Source organism: Halopelagius fulvigenes (assembly GCF_042662625.1).
GTDB lineage: Archaea > Halobacteriota > Halobacteria > Halobacteriales > Haloferacaceae > Halopelagius > Halopelagius fulvigenes.
This window is the reverse complement of the sequence record NZ_JBHSXH010000015.1, coordinates 1,351,149-1,368,199: the sequence shown is the minus strand read 5'-3', so window position 1 is coordinate 1,368,199 and position 17,051 is coordinate 1,351,149. Positions and strand designations below refer to the sequence as shown.

26 protein-coding genes are annotated in these 17,051 nt (G+C 68.1%); 15 read left to right on the top strand and 11 right to left on the bottom strand.

Annotation, left to right across the window (positions count from 1 at the left end):
- Positions 1-80 precede the first annotated feature (80 nt).
- Positions 81-1,232: a M20 family metallopeptidase gene (locus tag ACFQEV_RS17260; protein ID WP_379698739.1), complete on the bottom strand. Its 1,152-nt coding sequence runs from the start codon at positions 1,230-1,232 to the stop codon at positions 81-83.
- A gap of 173 nt (positions 1,233-1,405) precedes the next feature.
- On the opposite strand from ACFQEV_RS17260, the gene ACFQEV_RS17255 reads away from it, so the two are divergent.
- Complete coding sequence (locus tag ACFQEV_RS17255; RefSeq protein ID WP_379698737.1) at positions 1,406-3,268, top strand: PINc/VapC family ATPase; 1,863 nt, start codon at positions 1,406-1,408, stop codon at positions 3,266-3,268.
- Between the two features lie 183 nt (positions 3,269-3,451).
- Here ACFQEV_RS17255 and ACFQEV_RS17250 read toward each other — a convergent pair whose 3' ends face one another.
- The gene (locus ACFQEV_RS17250) at positions 3,452-3,745 is read right to left on the bottom strand and encodes a MarR family transcriptional regulator (protein ID WP_092538018.1); all 294 of its coding nucleotides are present in this window, start codon (positions 3,743-3,745) and stop codon (positions 3,452-3,454) included.
- A 161-nt stretch (positions 3,746-3,906) separates the two neighbouring features.
- Between ACFQEV_RS17250 and ACFQEV_RS17245 the strand changes: the two genes are divergently transcribed.
- From ACFQEV_RS17245 to ACFQEV_RS17230, 4 genes are all read left to right on the top strand, one after another.
- Positions 3,907-4,221: an EMC6-like membrane protein gene (locus ACFQEV_RS17245; protein WP_379698735.1), complete on the top strand. Its 315-nt coding sequence runs from the start codon at positions 3,907-3,909 to the stop codon at positions 4,219-4,221.
- 1 nt (position 4,222) lies between these two features.
- Entirely contained in the window at positions 4,223-6,052 is a 1,830-nt protein-coding gene (locus ACFQEV_RS17240; RefSeq protein WP_379698733.1) for a ribosome biogenesis/translation initiation ATPase RLI, read from the top strand.
- A 92-nt stretch (positions 6,053-6,144) separates the two neighbouring features.
- Positions 6,145-6,351: a hypothetical protein gene (locus tag ACFQEV_RS17235; protein WP_379698731.1), complete on the top strand. Its 207-nt coding sequence runs from the start codon at positions 6,145-6,147 to the stop codon at positions 6,349-6,351.
- A 115-nt stretch (positions 6,352-6,466) separates the two neighbouring features.
- Positions 6,467-6,925 carry a YbhB/YbcL family Raf kinase inhibitor-like protein gene (locus ACFQEV_RS17230; RefSeq protein WP_379698729.1) on the top strand — a complete coding sequence of 153 codons (459 nt, stop codon included), beginning with the start codon at positions 6,467-6,469 and terminating at the stop codon, positions 6,923-6,925.
- Between the two features lie 34 nt (positions 6,926-6,959).
- On the opposite strand, the gene rtcA is transcribed toward ACFQEV_RS17230, so the two are convergent.
- From rtcA to ACFQEV_RS17215, 3 genes are all read right to left on the bottom strand, one after another.
- Positions 6,960-7,991 (bottom strand): RNA 3'-terminal phosphate cyclase, encoded by a 1,032-nt coding sequence (gene rtcA, locus ACFQEV_RS17225; protein WP_379698727.1) that lies wholly within the window; start codon positions 7,989-7,991, stop codon positions 6,960-6,962.
- Positions 7,992-8,438 carry a universal stress protein gene (locus ACFQEV_RS17220; protein ID WP_379698725.1) on the bottom strand — a complete coding sequence of 149 codons (447 nt, stop codon included), beginning with the start codon at positions 8,436-8,438 and terminating at the stop codon, positions 7,992-7,994.
- Positions 8,439-8,509: 71 nt separating this feature from the next.
- Positions 8,510-9,031 carry an archaemetzincin family Zn-dependent metalloprotease gene (locus tag ACFQEV_RS17215; RefSeq protein ID WP_379698723.1) on the bottom strand — a complete coding sequence of 174 codons (522 nt, stop codon included), beginning with the start codon at positions 9,029-9,031 and terminating at the stop codon, positions 8,510-8,512.
- 39 nt (positions 9,032-9,070) lie between these two features.
- Between ACFQEV_RS17215 and ACFQEV_RS17210 the strand changes: the two genes are divergently transcribed.
- From ACFQEV_RS17210 to npdG, 5 genes are all read left to right on the top strand, one after another.
- The gene (locus tag ACFQEV_RS17210; protein WP_379698721.1) at positions 9,071-9,505 is read left to right on the top strand and encodes a UPF0146 family protein; all 435 of its coding nucleotides are present in this window, start codon (positions 9,071-9,073) and stop codon (positions 9,503-9,505) included.
- A 25-nt stretch (positions 9,506-9,530) separates the two neighbouring features.
- A complete protein-coding gene (locus tag ACFQEV_RS17205) occupies positions 9,531-10,412 on the top strand; it encodes a TIGR01548 family HAD-type hydrolase (RefSeq protein ID WP_379698719.1) in 882 nt (293 codons plus the stop codon).
- Positions 10,413-10,442: 30 nt separating this feature from the next.
- On the top strand, positions 10,443-10,820 hold the full coding sequence (locus ACFQEV_RS17200; RefSeq protein WP_379698717.1) for a hypothetical protein: 378 nt from the start codon (positions 10,443-10,445) through the stop codon (positions 10,818-10,820).
- Positions 10,817-11,017 carry a hypothetical protein gene (locus tag ACFQEV_RS17195; protein ID WP_379698715.1) on the top strand — a complete coding sequence of 67 codons (201 nt, stop codon included), beginning with the start codon at positions 10,817-10,819 and terminating at the stop codon, positions 11,015-11,017. Before ACFQEV_RS17200 ends, ACFQEV_RS17195 begins: the two co-directional genes overlap by 4 nt.
- A 62-nt stretch (positions 11,018-11,079) precedes the next feature.
- Entirely contained in the window at positions 11,080-11,748 is a 669-nt protein-coding gene (gene npdG, locus ACFQEV_RS17190; RefSeq protein ID WP_379698713.1) for an NADPH-dependent F420 reductase, read from the top strand.
- 29 nt (positions 11,749-11,777) lie between these two features.
- Here npdG and ACFQEV_RS17185 read toward each other — a convergent pair whose 3' ends face one another.
- From ACFQEV_RS17185 to ACFQEV_RS17170, 4 genes are all read right to left on the bottom strand, one after another.
- Entirely contained in the window at positions 11,778-11,975 is a 198-nt protein-coding gene (locus tag ACFQEV_RS17185) for a hypothetical protein (RefSeq protein ID WP_379698711.1), read from the bottom strand.
- Between the two features lie 66 nt (positions 11,976-12,041).
- Positions 12,042-12,344: a phosphoribosyl-ATP diphosphatase gene (gene hisE / locus ACFQEV_RS17180; protein WP_379698709.1), complete on the bottom strand. Its 303-nt coding sequence runs from the start codon at positions 12,342-12,344 to the stop codon at positions 12,042-12,044.
- Positions 12,345-12,401: 57 nt separating this feature from the next.
- Positions 12,402-13,013 carry a pyridoxal 5'-phosphate synthase glutaminase subunit PdxT gene (gene pdxT / locus ACFQEV_RS17175; protein ID WP_379698707.1) on the bottom strand — a complete coding sequence of 204 codons (612 nt, stop codon included), beginning with the start codon at positions 13,011-13,013 and terminating at the stop codon, positions 12,402-12,404.
- Positions 13,014-13,074: 61 nt separating this feature from the next.
- Positions 13,075-13,239, bottom strand: a complete 165-nt coding sequence (locus tag ACFQEV_RS17170) for a preprotein translocase subunit Sec61beta (protein WP_379698705.1) — start codon at positions 13,237-13,239, stop codon at positions 13,075-13,077.
- 105 nt (positions 13,240-13,344) lie between these two features.
- Here ACFQEV_RS17170 and ACFQEV_RS17165 point away from each other — a divergent pair, with 105 nt between their 5' ends.
- Complete coding sequence (locus ACFQEV_RS17165; protein ID WP_379698703.1) at positions 13,345-13,614, top strand: thioredoxin family protein; 270 nt, start codon at positions 13,345-13,347, stop codon at positions 13,612-13,614.
- Between the two features lie 149 nt (positions 13,615-13,763).
- A complete protein-coding gene (locus tag ACFQEV_RS17160) occupies positions 13,764-13,913 on the top strand; it encodes a 50S ribosomal protein L40e (RefSeq protein WP_379698701.1) in 150 nt (49 codons plus the stop codon).
- 75 nt (positions 13,914-13,988) lie between these two features.
- On the opposite strand, the gene ACFQEV_RS17155 is transcribed toward ACFQEV_RS17160, so the two are convergent.
- On the bottom strand, positions 13,989-14,624 hold the full coding sequence (locus ACFQEV_RS17155) for an MBL fold metallo-hydrolase (RefSeq protein WP_379698699.1): 636 nt from the start codon (positions 14,622-14,624) through the stop codon (positions 13,989-13,991).
- A 131-nt stretch (positions 14,625-14,755) separates the two neighbouring features.
- Between ACFQEV_RS17155 and ACFQEV_RS17150 the strand changes: the two genes are divergently transcribed.
- Genes ACFQEV_RS17150 through ACFQEV_RS17140 form a run of 3 tightly spaced genes read left to right on the top strand, consistent with a single transcriptional unit; the run spans position 14,756 to position 16,233 of the window.
- Positions 14,756-14,932: a DUF5786 family protein gene (locus ACFQEV_RS17150; protein ID WP_092537981.1), complete on the top strand. Its 177-nt coding sequence runs from the start codon at positions 14,756-14,758 to the stop codon at positions 14,930-14,932.
- A gap of 31 nt (positions 14,933-14,963) precedes the next feature.
- Entirely contained in the window at positions 14,964-15,596 is a 633-nt protein-coding gene (locus ACFQEV_RS17145) for an endonuclease dU (RefSeq protein ID WP_379698697.1), read from the top strand.
- Positions 15,597-15,621: 25 nt separating this feature from the next.
- Positions 15,622-16,233 carry a uracil-DNA glycosylase gene (locus tag ACFQEV_RS17140; protein ID WP_379698695.1) on the top strand — a complete coding sequence of 204 codons (612 nt, stop codon included), beginning with the start codon at positions 15,622-15,624 and terminating at the stop codon, positions 16,231-16,233.
- On the opposite strand, the gene ACFQEV_RS17135 is transcribed toward ACFQEV_RS17140, so the two are convergent.
- Positions 16,230-16,946 carry a DUF6498-containing protein gene (locus ACFQEV_RS17135; protein WP_379698693.1) on the bottom strand — a complete coding sequence of 239 codons (717 nt, stop codon included), beginning with the start codon at positions 16,944-16,946 and terminating at the stop codon, positions 16,230-16,232. The genes ACFQEV_RS17140 and ACFQEV_RS17135 overlap by 4 nt on opposite strands.
- Between the last annotated feature and the right edge of the window lie 105 nt (positions 16,947-17,051).

The following is a 17,051-nucleotide window of genomic DNA, read 5'->3' as shown; positions in this document are numbered from 1 at the left end:
GTTCGATGTACGTCCCGCGTTATCAACCCGACGTATGCGGACGAGGCGACCGGTTCACCGCCCGAGGTGGACGGAACGGCTCACTCGGCGGGCCAGCGTTCGGCCGCGCCGCGGTAGATGCGGTAACACCGCTCCAGAACGTCGATCGAGACGCTCTCGGAGGCGGTGTGCGCCTCGCCCGGTTCGGCCGCCCCGCAGACGACGCAGGCGGTGCCCGCGGCGGCCAACCACCCGGCGTCCGTCGCGTGGGGTTTCGTCACGAGCTCCGGCGTCGCCGCCTGCGCCTCGTCGGCGGCGGCGAGGACGGCGTCGGCGAACGCCTCGTCCTCGCAGGCCATCGGCGGCAGGTCCTGGTCGACGGTCCACTCGACGCCGGGAATCTCCTCGACGCGTTCGAGGGGCGCGCGTTCGCCGGGGACGGTCCGCTCGTCCACGGTCACCTCGCACGCCTCGGGGACGACGTTCCACGCCGACCCGCCGTCTATCTCCGTGACCGCGACGCTCCCGCGGAGGCGTTCGCCGAACACGTCGGCCGCGGGGAACTCCAGCCCCCGTATCACGTCCACGGCGTCGCAGGCGCGGTAGACGGCGTTCTCGCCCGCCTCGGGTTCGCTCGCGTGCGCCGCCGACCCGCGCGCGGTGACGGTCGACCCCCGCCGACCCTTGTGGGCGACGGCCACGTCCGTCACGTCGTCGCCGGAGTAGTTTGTAGACCCCTCGCCGACGACGGCGGCGTCCGGCGCGAACCCCTCGTCTATCGCGGCCCGCGCGCCCTCGCCGCCGACCTCCTCGCCGACGAACGAGACGAACGTGAGTCGCCCCGCCGGCGCGGCGTCCCGGAAGGCGAGCATCGACGCCGCCACCGCGCCCTTCATGTCGGCGGTGCCGCGGCCGTAGATGCGCCCCCCGCGCGTCTCCACGACGTACTCCCCGTCCGCCACCTGCGACTCGTCCGGCGGAACCACGTCGTGGTGCCCGACGAGGGCGAGTTCCCTCGCGCCCCCGTCGCCGTCTCCGGCTTCGTCACTGTCTCCGGCCTCGTCGCCGTCGCCCTCTCCGCTCCCGTCGCGCCGGGCGAACACGTTGCCCGCGTCGTCCCGCGTCACCGCGGCGTCTGTCTCCTCGCGGAGCCACGACTTGATCGCGTCCCCGGCGGCCGTCTCGTCCTCGTGGCTGGGAATCGAGACGAGGCGTCGCGTCAACTCGACCAGTTCCTCGCGCGCGTCGGTCATCGTCGGAACGTCCGACGGGGGGCGACGAAAAGGCTCTGGACGACGGCCCGACTCGGCGGAGGTCGAGGCCGGCGGAGAATCGAGGGACGGAGGTGCCGGGCGGGTCGTCGCGGGAGCGTCCGGCCCGCGTTCCCATCTATATCCTTATCCGTCTACCGCTCAAAACGCCACGCATGAAGATAGTGCCGGACACGAGCGCGGTCATCGACGGTCGCGTGTCCGAGCGAATCGAGTCGGCCGAGGAGTCCGATCTGACGATCTGTATCCCCGAGGCTGTCGTCGGCGAACTCGAATCGCAGGCCAACGACGGCCGCGACACGGGGTGGGAGGGACTCTCGGAGCTCCAGCGTCTCACCGCCCTCGACGACGAGGGGTCGGTGACGGTCGAGTACGTCGGGCGGCGGACGAAGCCGAGCGAGGCGACCGGCGCGCACGAGGGCGACATCGACGCCGTCATCCGCCAGGTCGCCGAGGAACAGGGCGCGACGCTCCTGACGAGCGACGTGGTCCAGTCGGAGGTCGCCAAGGCGAAGGGCATCGCCGTCGAGTACGTCGAACCGCGCGTCCGCGGGTCCGGCGAACTCATCATCGAGGAGTTCTTCGACGACGAGACGATGTCCGTCCACCTCAAGACGGGCACGAGGCCGAAGGCCAAGCGGGGCTCTCTCGGCGACATGCACTACGAGACCATCCGCGACGAGGTGACCGACGAGGAGACGATGAAGGAGTGGGCCGACGACATCGAGGACACGGCCCGCACCAGTTCCGAGGGCTTCCTCGAACTGTCGGAACCCGGGATGAGCATCGTCCAGTTCCGCGACTACCGCATCGCCGTCGCCCGCCAACCGTTCGCGGACGGAATCGAGATAACGGCGGTTCGCCCCATCGCGAAGACGTCGCTCGAAGAGTACGAGTTCTCCGAGGAACTGAAAGAGCGCCTGAGCGAACGCCAGCGCGGCGTCCTCATCTCCGGCGCGCCCGGCGCGGGGAAGTCCACGTTCGCGCAGGCCGTCGCCGAGTTCCTCAACGAGAACGACTACGCGGTCAAGACGATGGAGAAACCGCGCGACCTGCAGGTCGGCCCCGAGATTACGCAGTACACGGCGCTCGACGGCCAGATGGAGAAGACGGCGGACTCCCTCCTCTTGGTCCGCCCGGACTACACCATCTACGACGAGGTTCGGAAGTCCAACGACTTCGAGGTGTTCTCCGACATGCGCCTGGCGGGCGTCGGCATGGTCGGCGTCGTCCACGCGACGCGCGCCATCGACGCCCTCCAACGCCTCGTCGGCCGCGTCGAACTCGGCATGATCCCGCAGGTGGTCGACACCGTCGTCTACATCGAGGCCGGCGAAGTCCACACCGTCTACGACGTGACGACGCAGGTGAAGGTGCCCGAGGGCCTCACCGCCGAGGATCTCGCGCGCCCCGTGATTCAGGTCGCGGACTTCGAGACGGGCAAGCCCGAGTACGAAATCTACACGTTCAACCGGCAGGTCGTCACCGTCCCCCTCACCGGCGAGGACGGACAGGGCGACTCCGAGACCGGCGTCGGCCGCCTCGCGCGACAGGAGATAGAGCGGGAGATTCGCTCCATCGCGCGCGGCCACGTGGACGTGGAACTGAAGGGGCAGAACAAGGCGATAGTGTACGTCGACCAAGACGACATCTCGTACGTCATCGGCAAGGGCGGCGGCCGCATCTCCGACGTCGAGGACCGCCTCGGCATCGACATCGACGTCCGCACGCACGACGAGAACCCCAACCGCGGCGGCGGGTCCGCGGGCGGGTCCGGCGGCGGGGCGGGCGGCGACGGCGGAACGGTTGTCCAACCGGAGGTCACCTCCCGGCACATCGTCGTCCGCATGGACGAACACGTCGGCGAGACGGTCGAAGTCCGCGCCGACGGCGAGTACCTGTTCACCGCGACGGTCGGCCGCGGCGGCGACATCCAAGTCTCCCGCGGGAGCGCCATCGCGGAGGAACTCGAACAGGCGATAGACCGCAAACAGCGGATTACGGTCCACCCGGCGTAACGCGCCGGCCGACGCGCCGTCCGAACCGTTCGGGCCGTCCGCGACGCTCGCGCGGTGGAACCACCGTGCGGCCCTGCGGGTCGCTGACGCGACCGTCGAGAGGAAGAGACGCGGTGTCCCGGCCCGGTCGCCGGGGTGGTCTGTCGTCGATGCGCCCCACCCGTGCCGTGGGAGCGTCCGAAGTTACTCTGCGCAGCAGGCTTCCGCTTCGTCGCCGTCGCCGTCCGCCGGATGCGCCTTCGGGGCGGCGTCGGTCAACTGATAGAGATTCTGCCGCGCGTCGGCGAAGTAGACGTCCTCGTCTACGACGCCGATGCCCTCGAGACGTTCGAGTGCGTATCGGACCGTCCGAGCCGAGAGCATCGACTCCTGGACGATGCCCTTCTGGGTCAGCGGGCCGTTGTATTCGAGTACCTTGAAAACCAACTTCGCACTCGGGGGGAGGTCGTCGAGACTCTCCTGTTCTGCCTCAGCCATCGTTACGAATCGAAACGGGCGAACGGCATAAACCTTCGTGAGTTGCGACGGCGGAAACGGCTAACCGGTTCCTAACGTGAAGTTCTGTCCCCGCCCGGTGGACGCTCGTCCGCCGCACGGGGAACGAACGCCTTTTGACGGAGGGTACCGGACGGATACACATGGCCACGGAAACCCAGACCGGTCTCTCGGGACACGTCCGAGGGGTCACGGTCACCACACTCGCCTGCCTCGCGGGCGTCGCCGCCGCGTTGGCGTCGGGGGCGGTGGTCGGGACGACGGTGGACGCCGCGACGAACCAGCTCTCGCTGGCTCTCCTCGGCGCGGCCGTCCTCGCCCAGTTCCCCCTTCTCCGACTCGTCGGCGTGGACGTCGAGGACTTCGGCGCGAAGGACTACCTCTACGTCGCGTTCATGACGTTCACGCTGTGGTTCATCTCGTTTACCATCCTGCTCACCGCGGGCGTCCAACTCTAATATGGCGGACGACAGCATCGCGGTCGTCGACCTCGACAGGTGCCAACCCGACCGCTGCAGCTACGAGTGCGCCAACTTCTGCCCGCCGAACCGGACGGGCAAAGAGTGCATCGTCACCCGGGGGGACTACTACGAGGAGGACGAACCGTACGACGGCGGCCCGGACCAGATCCGCATCTCCGAGGAGGTGTGCCTCGGCGAGACGTGCGGTATCTGCGTCGAGAAGTGTCCGTTCGACGCCATCGAGATAATCAACCTCCCCTCCGAACTGCAGGACGACCCCGTCCACCGCTACGGCGAGAACGCCTTCGCCCTCTACGGCCTCCCGATTCCAGAGTCGGGGTCCGTGACGGGCATCCTCGGCCCGAACGGCATCGGGAAGACGACGGCCGTGCGGGCCCTCGCCGGCGAGATGATACCCAACCTCGGCGACTACGGCGAGGAGGCGTCGTGGGAGGCGGTCTTGGACCGCTTCCGCGGGACGGAGTTACAGAACTACGTCGAACGCGTCCGCGGCGAGAAGGTCACCATCGCACGCAAACCGCAGTACGTCGACCAGATTCCGAAGCAGTTCGACGGCGTCACCCGCGACCTGCTCGATTCGACGGACGAACGCGGCGCACTCGACGACTACGTCGAACGCCTCGGCATCGCCCCGGTGATGGACCAACCGCTCGATACGCTCTCGGGCGGCGAACTCCAGCGCGTCGCCCTCGCGGCCACCCTCGCCCGCGACAGGGACTTCTACTTCCTCGACGAGATCTCGCCGTACCTCGACATCGGTCAGCGAGTGACCGCCGCGCGACTCATCCAAGAGTTGGCGGAGGACGAAGACAGGGCGGTTCTGGTCGTCGAACACGACTTGGCGATTCTGGACCTCCTGGCCGACACGCTCCACGTCGCCTACGGTGAACCCGGCGCGTACGGCGTCATCACCGACCCCAAGTCGGTGCGCAACGGCATCAACGAGTACCTGAAGGGGTACCTCTCGAACGAGAACATGCGCATCCGACCGAACGAGATAACGTTCCACGAACACGCGCCCCGGGAGACGTCGAAGGGCAAGGCGCTCATCGACTACCCGGCGCTCTCGAAGTCCTACGGCGACGGCGAGTTCTCCCTCGACGTCGAGGGCGGCACCATCTACCAGTCGGAGGTGCTGGGCATCGTCGGCCCGAACGGTATCGGGAAATCGACGCTGGCGAAGATGTTCGCGGGCTCTCTGGACCCCGACGAGGGCGAACTCGACTACCACCTCGACATCGCCTACAAGCCGCAGTACATCGAAATCGACCAGCCGATGCGCGTGGACGCGTTCCTCTCGTCTATCACCGACGACTTCGGCACCTCCTACTGGAAGACCGAAGTCGCGAACCCGCTCCAACTCGAACGCATCATGGAGCGCAACTTGGACGACCTGTCGGGCGGCGAACGTCAACGCGTCGCCATCGCGGCGTGTCTCTCCGAGGACGCCGACCTGTACGTGATGGACGAACCCTCGGCGCACCTCGACGTCGAACAACGCGTGCAGGCCACCACGGCCATCCGCCGGTACGCGGAGAACCACGACGCGACGGTGATGGTCATCGACCACGACATCTACATGATCGACCTGCTGGCGGACCGCCTGATGGTGTTCGACGGCGAACCCGCCCAACACGGCCACGCCGCCGAACCGCAGGAGATGCGCGCCGGGATGAACGACTTCCTCGCGGACTTGGACATCACGTTCCGCCGCGACGAACGGACCCAGCGTCCGCGCATCAACAAGCCCGGCTCCCAACTCGACAGCAAACAGAAGCGCGAAGGCGAGTACTACTACGCCCCGTAGTCGGCTTTTTCGCGTCCGTCCCGACCCTCTCTTTTCGTCCCTGCGGGTGCGGCCTCAAGCGTTATTGCCGCAGGAGGCCTGAAACTAATCCCATGAGTACTAACAACAGTTCGTTCCTGTCGGGTAGCACGTTCAAAAACGCGAACGTCGGCATGCTCGTCGCGCGGGCGGGTATCGCGCTCTTCCAGAAGAAGCCGAAACGCGCGCTCATGTACGCCGGCGCCGCCCTCATCTCCACGAAGTCCACCGTCGGCGGGTTGATCGCGCAGGCTCTCATCAAGATACTCGGACGGAAGTGACGCGTCGCCGAGAGCGCCGTTCGCCCGCCGCGGCCCGACCGCGGACCTGATTCTTCCGCCGACGAGCGACGTTCGGCCACAATTCACACGTACCCCGGTTCCAAACGATGTTCTCATGCGTCTCATCAGTCCGGCGTTCTCGGACGGTGGCGAAATCCCTCGACGGCACGGCTACGAAGAAGAGAACACGAACCCGCCGCTGATAGTCGAGGATATCCCGGACGACGCCGAGTCCCTCGCCCTCTTCGTGGACGACCCGGACGCGGAGGAACCCGCCGGGAAGGTGTGGGACCACTGGGTCGTCTGGAACATCTCGGTCGATTCCGATACCTGTTCGCTGCCGGACGACTGGACCCCGGAGGACGCCGACGCGCGGACCGGCGAGAACGACTACGGCGAACGGGAGTACGGCGGGCCGAACCCGCCGGACCGCCCCCACACCTACCGGTTCGTCGTCTACGCCCTCGACACGGAACTCGACTTGGAACCCGGCGCGTCGAAGGACGAACTGCGGGACGCGATAGAGGGGCACGTCGTTGAGGAGGCCCGCCTCGAAGGGACGTACGAACCGTGAACGAGGCGCGCGTCTAACCGGCGTCCGGCGGACCCTACAGGTCGGGACTCAGGAGGACGGCACCGTCGCCGTCCGGTTCCACCGCCACGTCGTAGTCGAACGCCCGAATCACCTCGACGTTCGTCCGCAGATGGTCGGTGACGGCGGGGACGCGCACCTCCCCGCCCGCGAGTGCCGCCCAGACGGCCAGTTGGTCGCCCATGCGGGCGTCCACCGGCGCGTCGCTCTCTCGCCACGAGGCGAAGGCGTCCACCGCGTCGGCGGCGACGCTCTCGGCGGGCACCCCTCGTCTTCCCAGGCCGACGAACCCCGCGCGGCCCCCTTCGCAGTCGGCGACGAGCGTCACGATTGCGCCCGGCGACGACGCCGAGACGTACTCGGCGGTCGATTCGACCGTCCCCGCCGCGAGGTTCGGCCCCGACGCGGCGGTCAGACGTTCGACCGCGGCGTCTCGGAGTCGTTCCGCAACGTCAGCGTCCGACAGTGACTCGGTGGCGACGGCGTTCACCAGTACGCGTCGTAGCGTCCCCCGAGAGCGGAGACGGAGGCGGGCGAGGTTCGAGGGCCGGATCTCGAAGGCGAGTCTGCCGCCGCCGGCGGGGTAGAAGCCGCGCCGCCGCACCTCGGCGTCGGCGTTGAGTCCGAAATCGCGGAGAAGCGGGAGTTTCGCCCGTCGGAGGTAGTCCGCCGAGGGCGACCACTCGACGTCCGTCCCGCCGGTGACGGTGAGAGAGAGCGTCTCGTCGAGTGCGGCGGCGATGGGGAGCACCGCGTCGCAGACCAGCGCCGCGCTTCCCGCCGTCTCCACCTCGGCGAACACGTCGCCGCCGCGGAAGCCGTCGGGCGCGAACGCGAGCGTCTCGGACCCGCGTTCGTCGCCCGCGACGGTCGCGTGCGTCGCGTCCGCCACGGCGCGAACCGCCGCGACGTGCTGGGTCTTCAGGCCCGGTGTCGGACGCTCCGCCCGTACGTTCTCCATGCGGAACGGCCTGCCGGTGACGGCCGAAAGCGAGAGAGCCGTCCGCAGGAGTTGGCCGCCGCCGTCGCTCCCGTCGAGTTCGAGCATCTACCGGACGACGGTCACCGGGACGTTCGCGCGTTCGACGAGTCCGGTGGCGACGCTCCCGACGAAGCCCTGCGCGCGCTTCGAGAGGCCGCGGTGACCGACGAACACGCCGTCTACCTCCTCCTCGTCGGCGTACTCGGATATCGTGTCGACCGGATCGCCGTACAGGAGTTCCGAGTCCGCCTCGACGCTCGCCTCGCGCGCCCGTTCGACGGCGTCTTCGAGGACCCGTTCGCCCCGCGCCTCCGCCTCGGAGATATCCTCGGTGTACAGTCGCTCGCTCGCCTCGGAGAACGACGGCGCGGTTCCGCCCTCCTCGACGAGGATTCGAGGCTCGACGGAGTAGACGAGGGTCAACCCCGCGTCGAGTAGCGACGCGACGCCGATGGCGTGTTCGAGGGCTTCAATGCTCGATTCGGAACCGTCAACCGCGACGAGGTACTGCATCGGTGGTCACTTCCGCTCGGAACTACGTCTCGTGAGCGTTTATGTGCCGCGGCGGAAAAGAGGGGTCGCCGTCAGTGGACCAACCGACTGCAGGTACCGCAGAGGTTCTCCTCTTTGACGTCCACCTCGCGCACCGTCGGCGAGAACGACATGACGCACTTGTTGTTGTCGCAGTGTTCGAGGCCGAGGGTGTGCCCGATCTCGTGGACGACTTCCTTGCGAACCCGGTCTGCGAACACCTCGTTCGCGGGTTTGGTGGTGATACCGCCGTCAGACGACGTCTGGAGACGATACGTGGAGATAACCGACCCGTTTCCGTTCAGGTAGGCGAGGCCGAAGACGTAGTTCCGCCGCCGGTAGTAGAGGTCCTGCGAGGTTATCCCGATGTTCTTGTCGCCGCTGCCCACGCGACTCGCCAGTTCGATGAACTGCTCTGCACGGTACTGCTTCCGACTGCGGTCGAACGCACCTTCGGGAATCGCCTGCTCGTTGTGAAGCGTCACGTCGCAGTCGTAGACGCCCCGCAACGCAGCAGACGCCTCCCGCTTCACTTGCGCGGGAAGTTCCCCGATAGGCACGATATCGACAAGCATGGAAGTTGTTAAGGAGAGAGGGGGCATAAACATCCCGCCGTGGAAACCGCACTTCGAGACGCCCTCGCCGCGCGCCTCGCCCGATACGACAGTTTGGTCGAAATCGGCATCGGGCGGGCACCCGACGTGGCCGCCGCACTCGCCGCCGCCGGTAAGGACGTGACGGCGACGGACGTCCGCGAGTTCGACGCGCCGCCCGGCGTCGAGTTCGTCGAGGACGACGTGGTGGCCGCGAGCGAACGCGACGACCCGGGGCCGGCGTACCGCGCCGACGCCGTCTACGCGCTGAACCTCCCGCCGGAACTCCACCGCCCGGCGCGCGACGTGGCGCGGGCCGTCGGTGCGGACTTCCTCTTCACCACCCTCGGCTACGACGCGCCGTCGGTCCCCGCGGAGACGGAATCGGTCGGCAGGGAGACGCTGTACGTCGTCCCCGCGGGGCACCGCGAACCCGGTGCGGAATCACAACGCTAAGGCCACCGGGGTACCGCCTCCCGGTATGCACGCAGACGCAGTCGTCCTCGACGTGGACGGCGTTCTCGTGGACGTCGCCGACTCCTACCGTCGGGCCGTCGTCGAGAGCGTCGAACGCCTCCACGGACGGACTATCGACCGGGAGGAGATTCAGTTGTTCAAGGACGCCGGCGGGTTCAACAACGACTGGGAACTGACGTACGCCGCCGCCCTCTACGTTCTCGCCGACGACCGGGAGTCGTTCTCGCTGTCTCTCTCCGCCTTCACCGACCGCATCGCCGAACGCGGCGGCGGCCTCTCCGCCGCCGAGGCGGTTGTCGAGGAACACCTCCCCGGGGACGAGTACGCCGCCGTCTCGGAGGCGTGGGACACCGACGCCCTCCGCGAGACGTTCCAAGCGCTCTACCTCGGTGCCGACCTCTTTCGGGAACTCGAAGGGGGCGACCCCCCGTTCGAGACGACCGGGTACATCAACGACGAACCGGTCATCGTCGAACACGAGACGCTGGACCACCTCACCTCGCGCTACCGGACGGGCGTCCTGACGGGTCGCCCCGCCGCGGAGGCGGACATCGCCCTCGCCCGGTCGGGATTCGCCGTCCCCGCCGACCACCGCTTCACCATGGACGACTGGGAGGAGGGCAAACCCCACCCCCACGCTCTCACCACCCTCGCGGAACGGTTGGACGCCGACAGCGTCGTCTTCGTCGGCGACACGTTGGACGACGTGCGCACCGCCGTCAACGCCGCCGAGGCGGACGACTCGCGGACGTACCGCGGCGTCGGCGTCCTCACGGGCGGCCTCACCGGCGAGGAGGGGAGGAAGAAGTACGAGGCGGCCGGCGCGGCGGCCGTCGTTGACTCCGTGAACGACCTGCCCGACCTGCTCTCCCCGTCCGAGGAGTAACTTTACCACCGATCCCGGCCCACGTCCGGCATGGACGCGCTTCGAATCGAACGGGTCTGCTGGTCGCTCCTCCTCGGCGGGTTCCTCGCGGTGCTCGCGGCCGGTTTGTTGGTCCCCGACCCGACCGGCGCGCTCTGGGTCGGAGGCGTGCTTCTCGCCGCCGTCGTCGCCGTCCCGCTCTCGTACTGGTTCTTCACGTGGGCCGAGTTGGACGATGCGCGGGTCGGCGACCGGACCGTCGAGTTGGTAACGCTCATCGCCGTGACCGTCTCCCTTCGCATGCTGTTGAACGCCGTCGGCGTCGGCGGGTTCGTGAACAGTTTCGTCTCCATCGGCGGAGGATACGCCGCCTTCAGTCGGGCTCAGCAGTGGAATCCGGTTCGACGGAGCAGAGGTGAAGCGCTGTGAAGCGGGACACGCTCTCGCACCTCGTGCGGTTCCTGACGGTGATGCTCGCCGTGGACGCCGTGGGACTCCTCGCGTGGTCGCTCTTCCCCGAGGGGACCACCCCCCGGACGTACCTCCTGTTCGGGACGCTCCTGGTCGCGCCAATCGTCGCCTTCCTCGTGACGTACGGCCCCGAAGTCGTCCCGGAGACGGACTGAAGACACCGGCAGACGCTCCCGGTCACGCAACGTTTTACCCGGTTCCGTCCGCACCCGAAGGCATGCGAATCGCACTCCTCGGTGGGACCGGCGACATCGGCGAGGGACTCGCCCTGCGGTGGGCCTACCACACGGACCACGAGGTGCTCGTCGGCTCTCGGGACCCCGAGAAGGCGCGCGAGAAGGCCGACGAGTACGAGACGGAACTGTCGAGTCGGGGGCGCGACCGGAAGGTCAACGGCTTCGTCAACGAGATGGCCGCCGAACGGGCGAAGGTAGTCGTCCTCGCGGTGCCGCCGTACCACGTCGCCGACACCGTCGAGGCCGTCGCCGACGGACTCGAAGACGGCGACGTTCTGGTCACGCCCGCGGCGGGGATGAAGCGCGGCGACGACGGTTTCCACTACCACCCGCCGAGTGCGGGCAGCGTCACCCGACTCGTCGCCGACGCCGCGCCCGACGACGTGGGCGTCGTCGGCGCGTTCCACAACCTCGCGGCGGGCCGTCTGGCGAACGTGGACGCCGAACTCGGCATCGACACCCTCGTCGTCTCCGACGACCCGGACGCGAAGGAGACGGTGATGCGCCTCGCCGAAGAGATAGACGGCCTCCGCGCGTTGGACGCCGGCGGCGTCGGCAACGCCGCAGAAGTCGAGTCCGTCACGCCCCTCCTCGTCAACGTCGCGCAGAACAACGACGGGATGCACGACTTGGGCGTGCGCTTCCAGTAGGCGCGGGTGGGTTAACGCGTCCGCCGCACTCACGAACGCCGATACAGCAGCGTGACGCCCAATATCAAGAGAACTGCGCCTCCCGCGAGAGAGACGACCGCGGGGAGAGTGGCGGTGACGAGGTTCGTCCACTGCGCCGCGCCGTACCCGACCAAGGCGAGACCGAAGCAGAGCTGAGCGACGGCGGTCGCTCGACCGACGCCCGCGCCGGACTGAGTATCCGTCATACTGCGGAGACTGCGGTGGTCCTCATAAGGATACGGCACGCGACCGTCGCTATCCGCCGATTCGCCTCAGAACCGACTCTTCAACTCCTCGCGCAGGTCGTCGAGCGACGCGTCGTGCGCCGCCAGCACGACTAACAGGTGGTAGACTAGATCGGCGCTCTCGTACAGCAGTTCCTCCCTGTCGTCGTCCTTCGCGGCGAGAATCGTCTCCGTCGCCTCCTCGCCCAACTTCTCTAACGCGTAGTTCTCGCCCTTCTCGTGGGTGAAGAGCGTCGTCGTGTAGGAGTCTTCGGGCAGCTTCGCCTTGCGGGACTCGATGGTCGAGAAGAGTTCGTCCAGTACCTCCTCGGTCGGCGTGTCGTCGTCCATACCGGCGCGTCGGCCGACGCGGGCAAAACACGCCCGGTTCCGACTCGAACGGCGGGGTCAGTCGGAGGCTCTCGCCCCGACTTCCACGTCGCCCTCGAAGAACACCATGTCGTGGAGTCGGCTGTCCGTCGTCAGTTCGGGGTGGAAGGAGGTGCCGACGACCGGTCCGTCGCGTATCGCGACCGGTCTGCCGTCCCACTCCGCGAGGACTTCGACGCCTTCACCCACGTCGTCGATGGCGGGCGCGCGGATGAACACGGCGGGGAACGGTTCGTCCAGTCCCGTCACCTCCAAGGGGGCCTCGAAGCTGTCCACCTGCCGGCCGAACGCGTTGCGGTTCACGCTCACGTCCACCAGCGACAGGGCGTCCACCCGGTCGTCCTGTGCGTCCCGGGAGGCGACGATGAGGCCCGCGCAGGTCGCCAACACGGGCTTTCCGCGCTCGACGTGCTCGACTATCTCCTCGTCGATGCCCTCGCGCGCCAACAGCCGAGAGATGGCGGTCGATTCCCCGCCCGGCATCAGCAACACGTCGCAGTCGGGGACGCGGCCGGACTGTCGTATCTCGACGACTTCGACGTCCTCGCCGTGGGCGTCGGCCGCCCGGCGGATGGCGTCTGCGTGCTCCGATACGTCGCCTTGGACGGCGACGACGCCGGCTCGTAACATACCCGAAGGTCGCACTCCGAGAGACAAAAAGCGTCCGTTCGGCGGTGGTTCGGCCCGCGCCTCAGATGGCGACGGCGTTCAGCACGAGGACGGCGACGCCGAAGAGGAGTCCGAACGCCACGATTGTCTTGGGGTCGAGGCGAATCGCGTTGCGGTCCTCCGCGTCGAAGTATCGAACGAGTCCCGCACTAGACATCAGGCCGCCGCTGTTCTGTCCGCTGCTCATGTCCGGGCATCTGTCCCTCCCTCGCGTAAACGTTTCGGCTCGGGTCCGAGACGTGGGGGTGAGAAACCCTTATGCGCGGGGCCGGGCAACCACCGCAGGAACACGATGACCGTTCGAATGCTCGATTTCTACGCCGACTGGTGCGGCCCGTGTAAGACGCAGGACCCGATTCTCGAGGAGATACGGGACGACTGGGGCGACCGGATCGAACTGGAGAAGGTGGACGTCGACGAGAAGCAGGACACCGCGAACGAGTACCAGGTGCGCTCGCTCCCGACGCTCATCGTCGAGAACGACGACGGCATCGTCGACCGGTTCGTCGGCGTCACCCAGCGCGAGGACATCGAAGCGGCCCTCGAAGAAGCCGGCGCCTGAACGCCTCTCGCACGCCCGCGACCGTCGATCGCTCGTTTTCGCGTCTCCTCCCTCACCGCTTCAGCGACCGCGTTCGCCCGACCGCGACCGGGAGGCGGGAGCGCACCGCTCTCGCAAGCGTTATACGGAGCGGTCCAAAACACAGCCGTATGGCTAGTTTCGACGCCGCGGAAAAGCGAACGCTGGAGAAGCTCATCTGCATGCGCTGCAACGCGCGCAACCCGCCCCGCGCGGACAGTTGCCGGAAGTGCGGCTACAAGAACCTCCGCCCGAAGTCCAAGGAACGCCGCGCGGCGTAATCCGACGGACCGCTTCTCGACTCCGCTTCTCCTCCGACCGGCGAGTACGGCGCTCAGCCGCGTCTCCGCGGTCGGTCACTCCGACTCGGGGTACTTCGGCTGACGCTGTTCGGCGCGCGAGAGCGCTCGCTCCACCACCTCGCGGACGGAGTCCTCCTCGCCCTCCGGGTCCGCGCGGTAGACGTCGCCGTGGCCCGCGTACATCGCCGACACCGTCTCGGGCATGCGTTCGAGGAGCGTTTCGAGGCTCTTGACGAGTCGTTCGCGCGACTGGCCGGCCATGTCCGTCCGCCCGAAGCTCCCGTCGTCGTACGCGCCGTCGTTGTAGACGACCACGTCGCCGCTGAACAGGGTGTCGTCGCTCACCAACGAGACGTGGTCCGCGGCGTGACCCGGCGTGTACACCACCTCGAACGTCTCGTCGCCCGCGACCACCTCGTCGCCGTCTTCGAGCGTTCCGTCCCTCCGGGGATGTTCCCCGTAAGCGTACAGATCGGCGTCGAACCTGTCGAGGACGGCGTCGAGTTCGCCGACGTGGTCCGAGTGTTGGTGCGTCAGAACCACGGCGTCGAGTTCGTCGGTGCGTTCCGCGACGACGTCTTCGACGCCCGACATCGTCCCGACGTCCACGAGGACCGTTCGCTCGCCGAGGACGAGGTACGCGTTACAGGTGAACTGCTCTGCGCCCTCGGTGACTGTGACGACTTCCATGCGGCGGGGTACGTCGTCGTCTGTGAAAAAGCCCGGCGCGACCGGACGCCCTCGCCGCCTCGCCCGGCCTCGACGCCGCCGAGGGCGACCTGCAAATCATTTTTCACGCTCAATCGCGTACCTGCGAACGTATGGGATTCGGCAGTTACGACGAATCCGAGCAAGATAATCAGGAGTACGACACCGACCTCGACGACGACGAAAGTGTCGCAACCTCCACGGCCGACCACGAGGGCGAGGTCGAGTACGAAATCGGCGCGTCCAACGACGAACTTCTCGACCGCTTGAAAGAGATAAAAGAGCAGTGAGCCGAGTGCGCGGTACGCGGCGCGAGGCGCCGTGACGCCGCCGCCGAAGTCGGGAACGAGGGCGCTCGGCGTCGCCGAGTCGTACCGCGGCACCGACGGAGAGCCGTCGCGCCGAAGCACGCTCTGCGGCGCACTCGTCCGTGCGAACCGCGTCGTAGACGGGGTCGTCTACGGGTCGTGTACGGTCGGCGGGACGGACGCGACGAACGCCGTCGGAACGCTTTTCTCGACGCTCGGACGCGAGGACGTCCGGTACGTGCTCGTCTCGGGCGTCGCCCCCGCGTGGTTCAACGTCATCGACCTTCGCCGCCTCGCGGAGGCGACGGACCGACCCGCACTCTCGGTCTCCTACGAGGAGAGCGAGGGCCTCCAGTCGGCCCTGCGCGAACAGTTCTCCGGCGACGAACTCGACGAACGCCTCGCGGTCTACCGGTCGCTTCCGCCGCGGCGACCCGTCGAGGTGAACGGGGAGACGGTGTTCGTCCGCGCCGTCGGCGTCGACGCGGCGGAGGCGGCCGACGTCGTCCGTGCGTTCACGCCCGAGGGCGGGCGACCGGAACCCGTCCGCGTCGCTCGGACGGCCGCGCGGGCGGCGCGTTCGTGGCGCGAACGGGAGTGCGGCGGAGGCGGCGACCCCGGGTCGCCGGGCGACCATCACGAGTAAGTCGGACCGGGCCGCTACACGAGGCATGGACGACGTATCCGACGGCGAGATGGACGGCCTCTGCGTCACCGAGTGCACGCGGTGTCCCGACCTCGTCGAGGGACGGACCCAAATCGTCAACGGCGCGGGCCCCGACGACGCCGACTTGGTGTTCCTCGGGGAGGCACCGGGCGCGAACGAGGACGAACAGGGCGAACCGTTCGTCGGACGCTCCGGGAGCGTTCTCGACGACGCCCTCCGCGACGTGGGACTCGCGCGCCCGGACGTCCGCATCACGAACTGCGTGCGGTGTCACCCGCCGGAGAACCGCGACCCGAAGGTGAAGGAACTGGAGAACTGCGCCGCGTGGTTAGAGCGAGAACTCGAACTCGTGGACCCCGAACTCCTCGTGACGCTCGGGAAGGTTCCCTCCGAACACGTCCTCGACCGCTCCGTCGCCGTCACGAAGGAGGCGGGCGACGTGGTGGACGCGCGCATCGGCGACCGGCCGCAACGCGTCCTCGTCTGCGTCCACCCGGCCGCGACGCTGTACGACCGGAGTCAGGAGGACACGTTCACGAGTACCATCGCGAAGGCCGCCGAACTCGCCGATCTCACGGACGGCGAGGGCGGGCAGGCGAACCTCGGCGACTTCTAATCCGTCTCGCCGCCCCGCGCCGGCCCCTCCGTTTTCAGTCGGCGGCGCGCGCGGCCGTGTTCGCGGAGGTGCGCGGCGACGTCGAACGCCGTCTTCAGGACCACCAGGAGGAGGACGAGTACTACGGGTCCGCCGAGTGAGACGACGAGGAACGCCCCGAGGACGACGGTGAGGTGGAGAACGAACACCCGGCGGTACGGGGCCATCATCTGCCCGTCGGGCGAGACGCCGCGGTACTCCCCGTGCCCGAGGTAGTTGACGACGAACGACCCGCCGTGGCTCACCACCATCGTCGCCCCGGCGACGAGGACGCCGAGGACGTCGATGCTCCCGAACGCGCCGGCGAACGCGGGCAGTCCGAAGAGGACGAAGACGCCGTGGACGACCCAGAAGATGCCGTAGTGCACGCAGAAGAACCCGGCCGTGAAGACGTTCACCGCGGGAACGTCGACTCCGAACAGCGACCTGTCGGCCCGGTTCGAGAAGTCGACGGGCGCGCCGTTGACCGAAAAGGAGACGCTCTCGTCCGGCGTTCCGCGGGCGAGCAGAATCTTCGGGACGTTCAGGACCCCGACGACGCCGCTCTCCAGCCAGTAGACGGCGAGTACGTCGAAGACGTTCCAGCCGAACGCGAGGACGCCGACGAGGGGGGCGAGGTTGGCGACCAGTAGCGCCGCGAGGGCGACCGGCGACGACGGGTCGAGACGGCTCACGGTTCGCGTACGGCGGCGGGCGGGAAGAACCGACGGGCCGTCGCGCCTCCCCGCCGAGGTCGCCCGGAGGGAAAGTCACTTTGCCGCCCTGCGCGGAGTGTTCGG

What these genes read in the sequence shown, in the direction of transcription:
- ACFQEV_RS17200 (WP_379698717.1), top strand. Translation starts at nt 10,443, where the DNA reads ATGGACGCGCTTCGAATCGAACGGGTCTGCTGGTCGCTCCTCCTCGGC.
- ACFQEV_RS17230 (WP_379698729.1), top strand. Translation starts at nt 6,467, where the DNA reads ATGCGTCTCATCAGTCCGGCGTTCTCGGACGGTGGCGAAATCCCTCGA.
- ACFQEV_RS17205 (WP_379698719.1), top strand. Translation starts at nt 9,531, where the DNA reads ATGCACGCAGACGCAGTCGTCCTCGACGTGGACGGCGTTCTCGTGGAC.
- ACFQEV_RS17160 (WP_379698701.1), top strand. Translation starts at nt 13,764, where the DNA reads ATGGCTAGTTTCGACGCCGCGGAAAAGCGAACGCTGGAGAAGCTCATC.
- ACFQEV_RS17140 (WP_379698695.1), top strand. Translation starts at nt 15,622, where the DNA reads ATGGACGACGTATCCGACGGCGAGATGGACGGCCTCTGCGTCACCGAG.
- ACFQEV_RS17255 (WP_379698737.1), top strand. Translation starts at nt 1,406, where the DNA reads ATGAAGATAGTGCCGGACACGAGCGCGGTCATCGACGGTCGCGTGTCC.
- ACFQEV_RS17240 (WP_379698733.1), top strand. Translation starts at nt 4,223, where the DNA reads ATGGCGGACGACAGCATCGCGGTCGTCGACCTCGACAGGTGCCAACCC.
- ACFQEV_RS17165 (WP_379698703.1), top strand. Translation starts at nt 13,345, where the DNA reads ATGACCGTTCGAATGCTCGATTTCTACGCCGACTGGTGCGGCCCGTGT.
- ACFQEV_RS17215 (WP_379698723.1), bottom strand. Translation starts at nt 9,031, where the DNA reads ATGCTTGTCGATATCGTGCCTATCGGGGAACTTCCCGCGCAAGTGAAG.
- ACFQEV_RS17170 (WP_379698705.1), bottom strand. Translation starts at nt 13,239, where the DNA reads ATGAGCAGCGGACAGAACAGCGGCGGCCTGATGTCTAGTGCGGGACTC.
- ACFQEV_RS17185 (WP_379698711.1), bottom strand. Translation starts at nt 11,975, where the DNA reads ATGACGGATACTCAGTCCGGCGCGGGCGTCGGTCGAGCGACCGCCGTC.
- ACFQEV_RS17245 (WP_379698735.1), top strand. Translation starts at nt 3,907, where the DNA reads ATGGCCACGGAAACCCAGACCGGTCTCTCGGGACACGTCCGAGGGGTC.
- ACFQEV_RS17150 (WP_092537981.1), top strand. Translation starts at nt 14,756, where the DNA reads ATGGGATTCGGCAGTTACGACGAATCCGAGCAAGATAATCAGGAGTAC.
- ACFQEV_RS17260 (WP_379698739.1), bottom strand. Translation starts at nt 1,232, where the DNA reads ATGACCGACGCGCGCGAGGAACTGGTCGAGTTGACGCGACGCCTCGTC.
- pdxT (WP_379698707.1), bottom strand. Translation starts at nt 13,013, where the DNA reads ATGTTACGAGCCGGCGTCGTCGCCGTCCAAGGCGACGTATCGGAGCAC.
- ACFQEV_RS17250 (WP_092538018.1), bottom strand. Translation starts at nt 3,745, where the DNA reads ATGGCTGAGGCAGAACAGGAGAGTCTCGACGACCTCCCCCCGAGTGCG.
- ACFQEV_RS17235 (WP_379698731.1), top strand. Translation starts at nt 6,145, where the DNA reads ATGAGTACTAACAACAGTTCGTTCCTGTCGGGTAGCACGTTCAAAAAC.
- hisE (WP_379698709.1), bottom strand. Translation starts at nt 12,344, where the DNA reads ATGGACGACGACACGCCGACCGAGGAGGTACTGGACGAACTCTTCTCG.
- ACFQEV_RS17155 (WP_379698699.1), bottom strand. Translation starts at nt 14,624, where the DNA reads ATGGAAGTCGTCACAGTCACCGAGGGCGCAGAGCAGTTCACCTGTAAC.
- npdG (WP_379698713.1), top strand. Translation starts at nt 11,080, where the DNA reads ATGCGAATCGCACTCCTCGGTGGGACCGGCGACATCGGCGAGGGACTC.
- rtcA (WP_379698727.1), bottom strand. Translation starts at nt 7,991, where the DNA reads ATGCTCGAACTCGACGGGAGCGACGGCGGCGGCCAACTCCTGCGGACG.
- ACFQEV_RS17220 (WP_379698725.1), bottom strand. Translation starts at nt 8,438, where the DNA reads ATGCAGTACCTCGTCGCGGTTGACGGTTCCGAATCGAGCATTGAAGCC.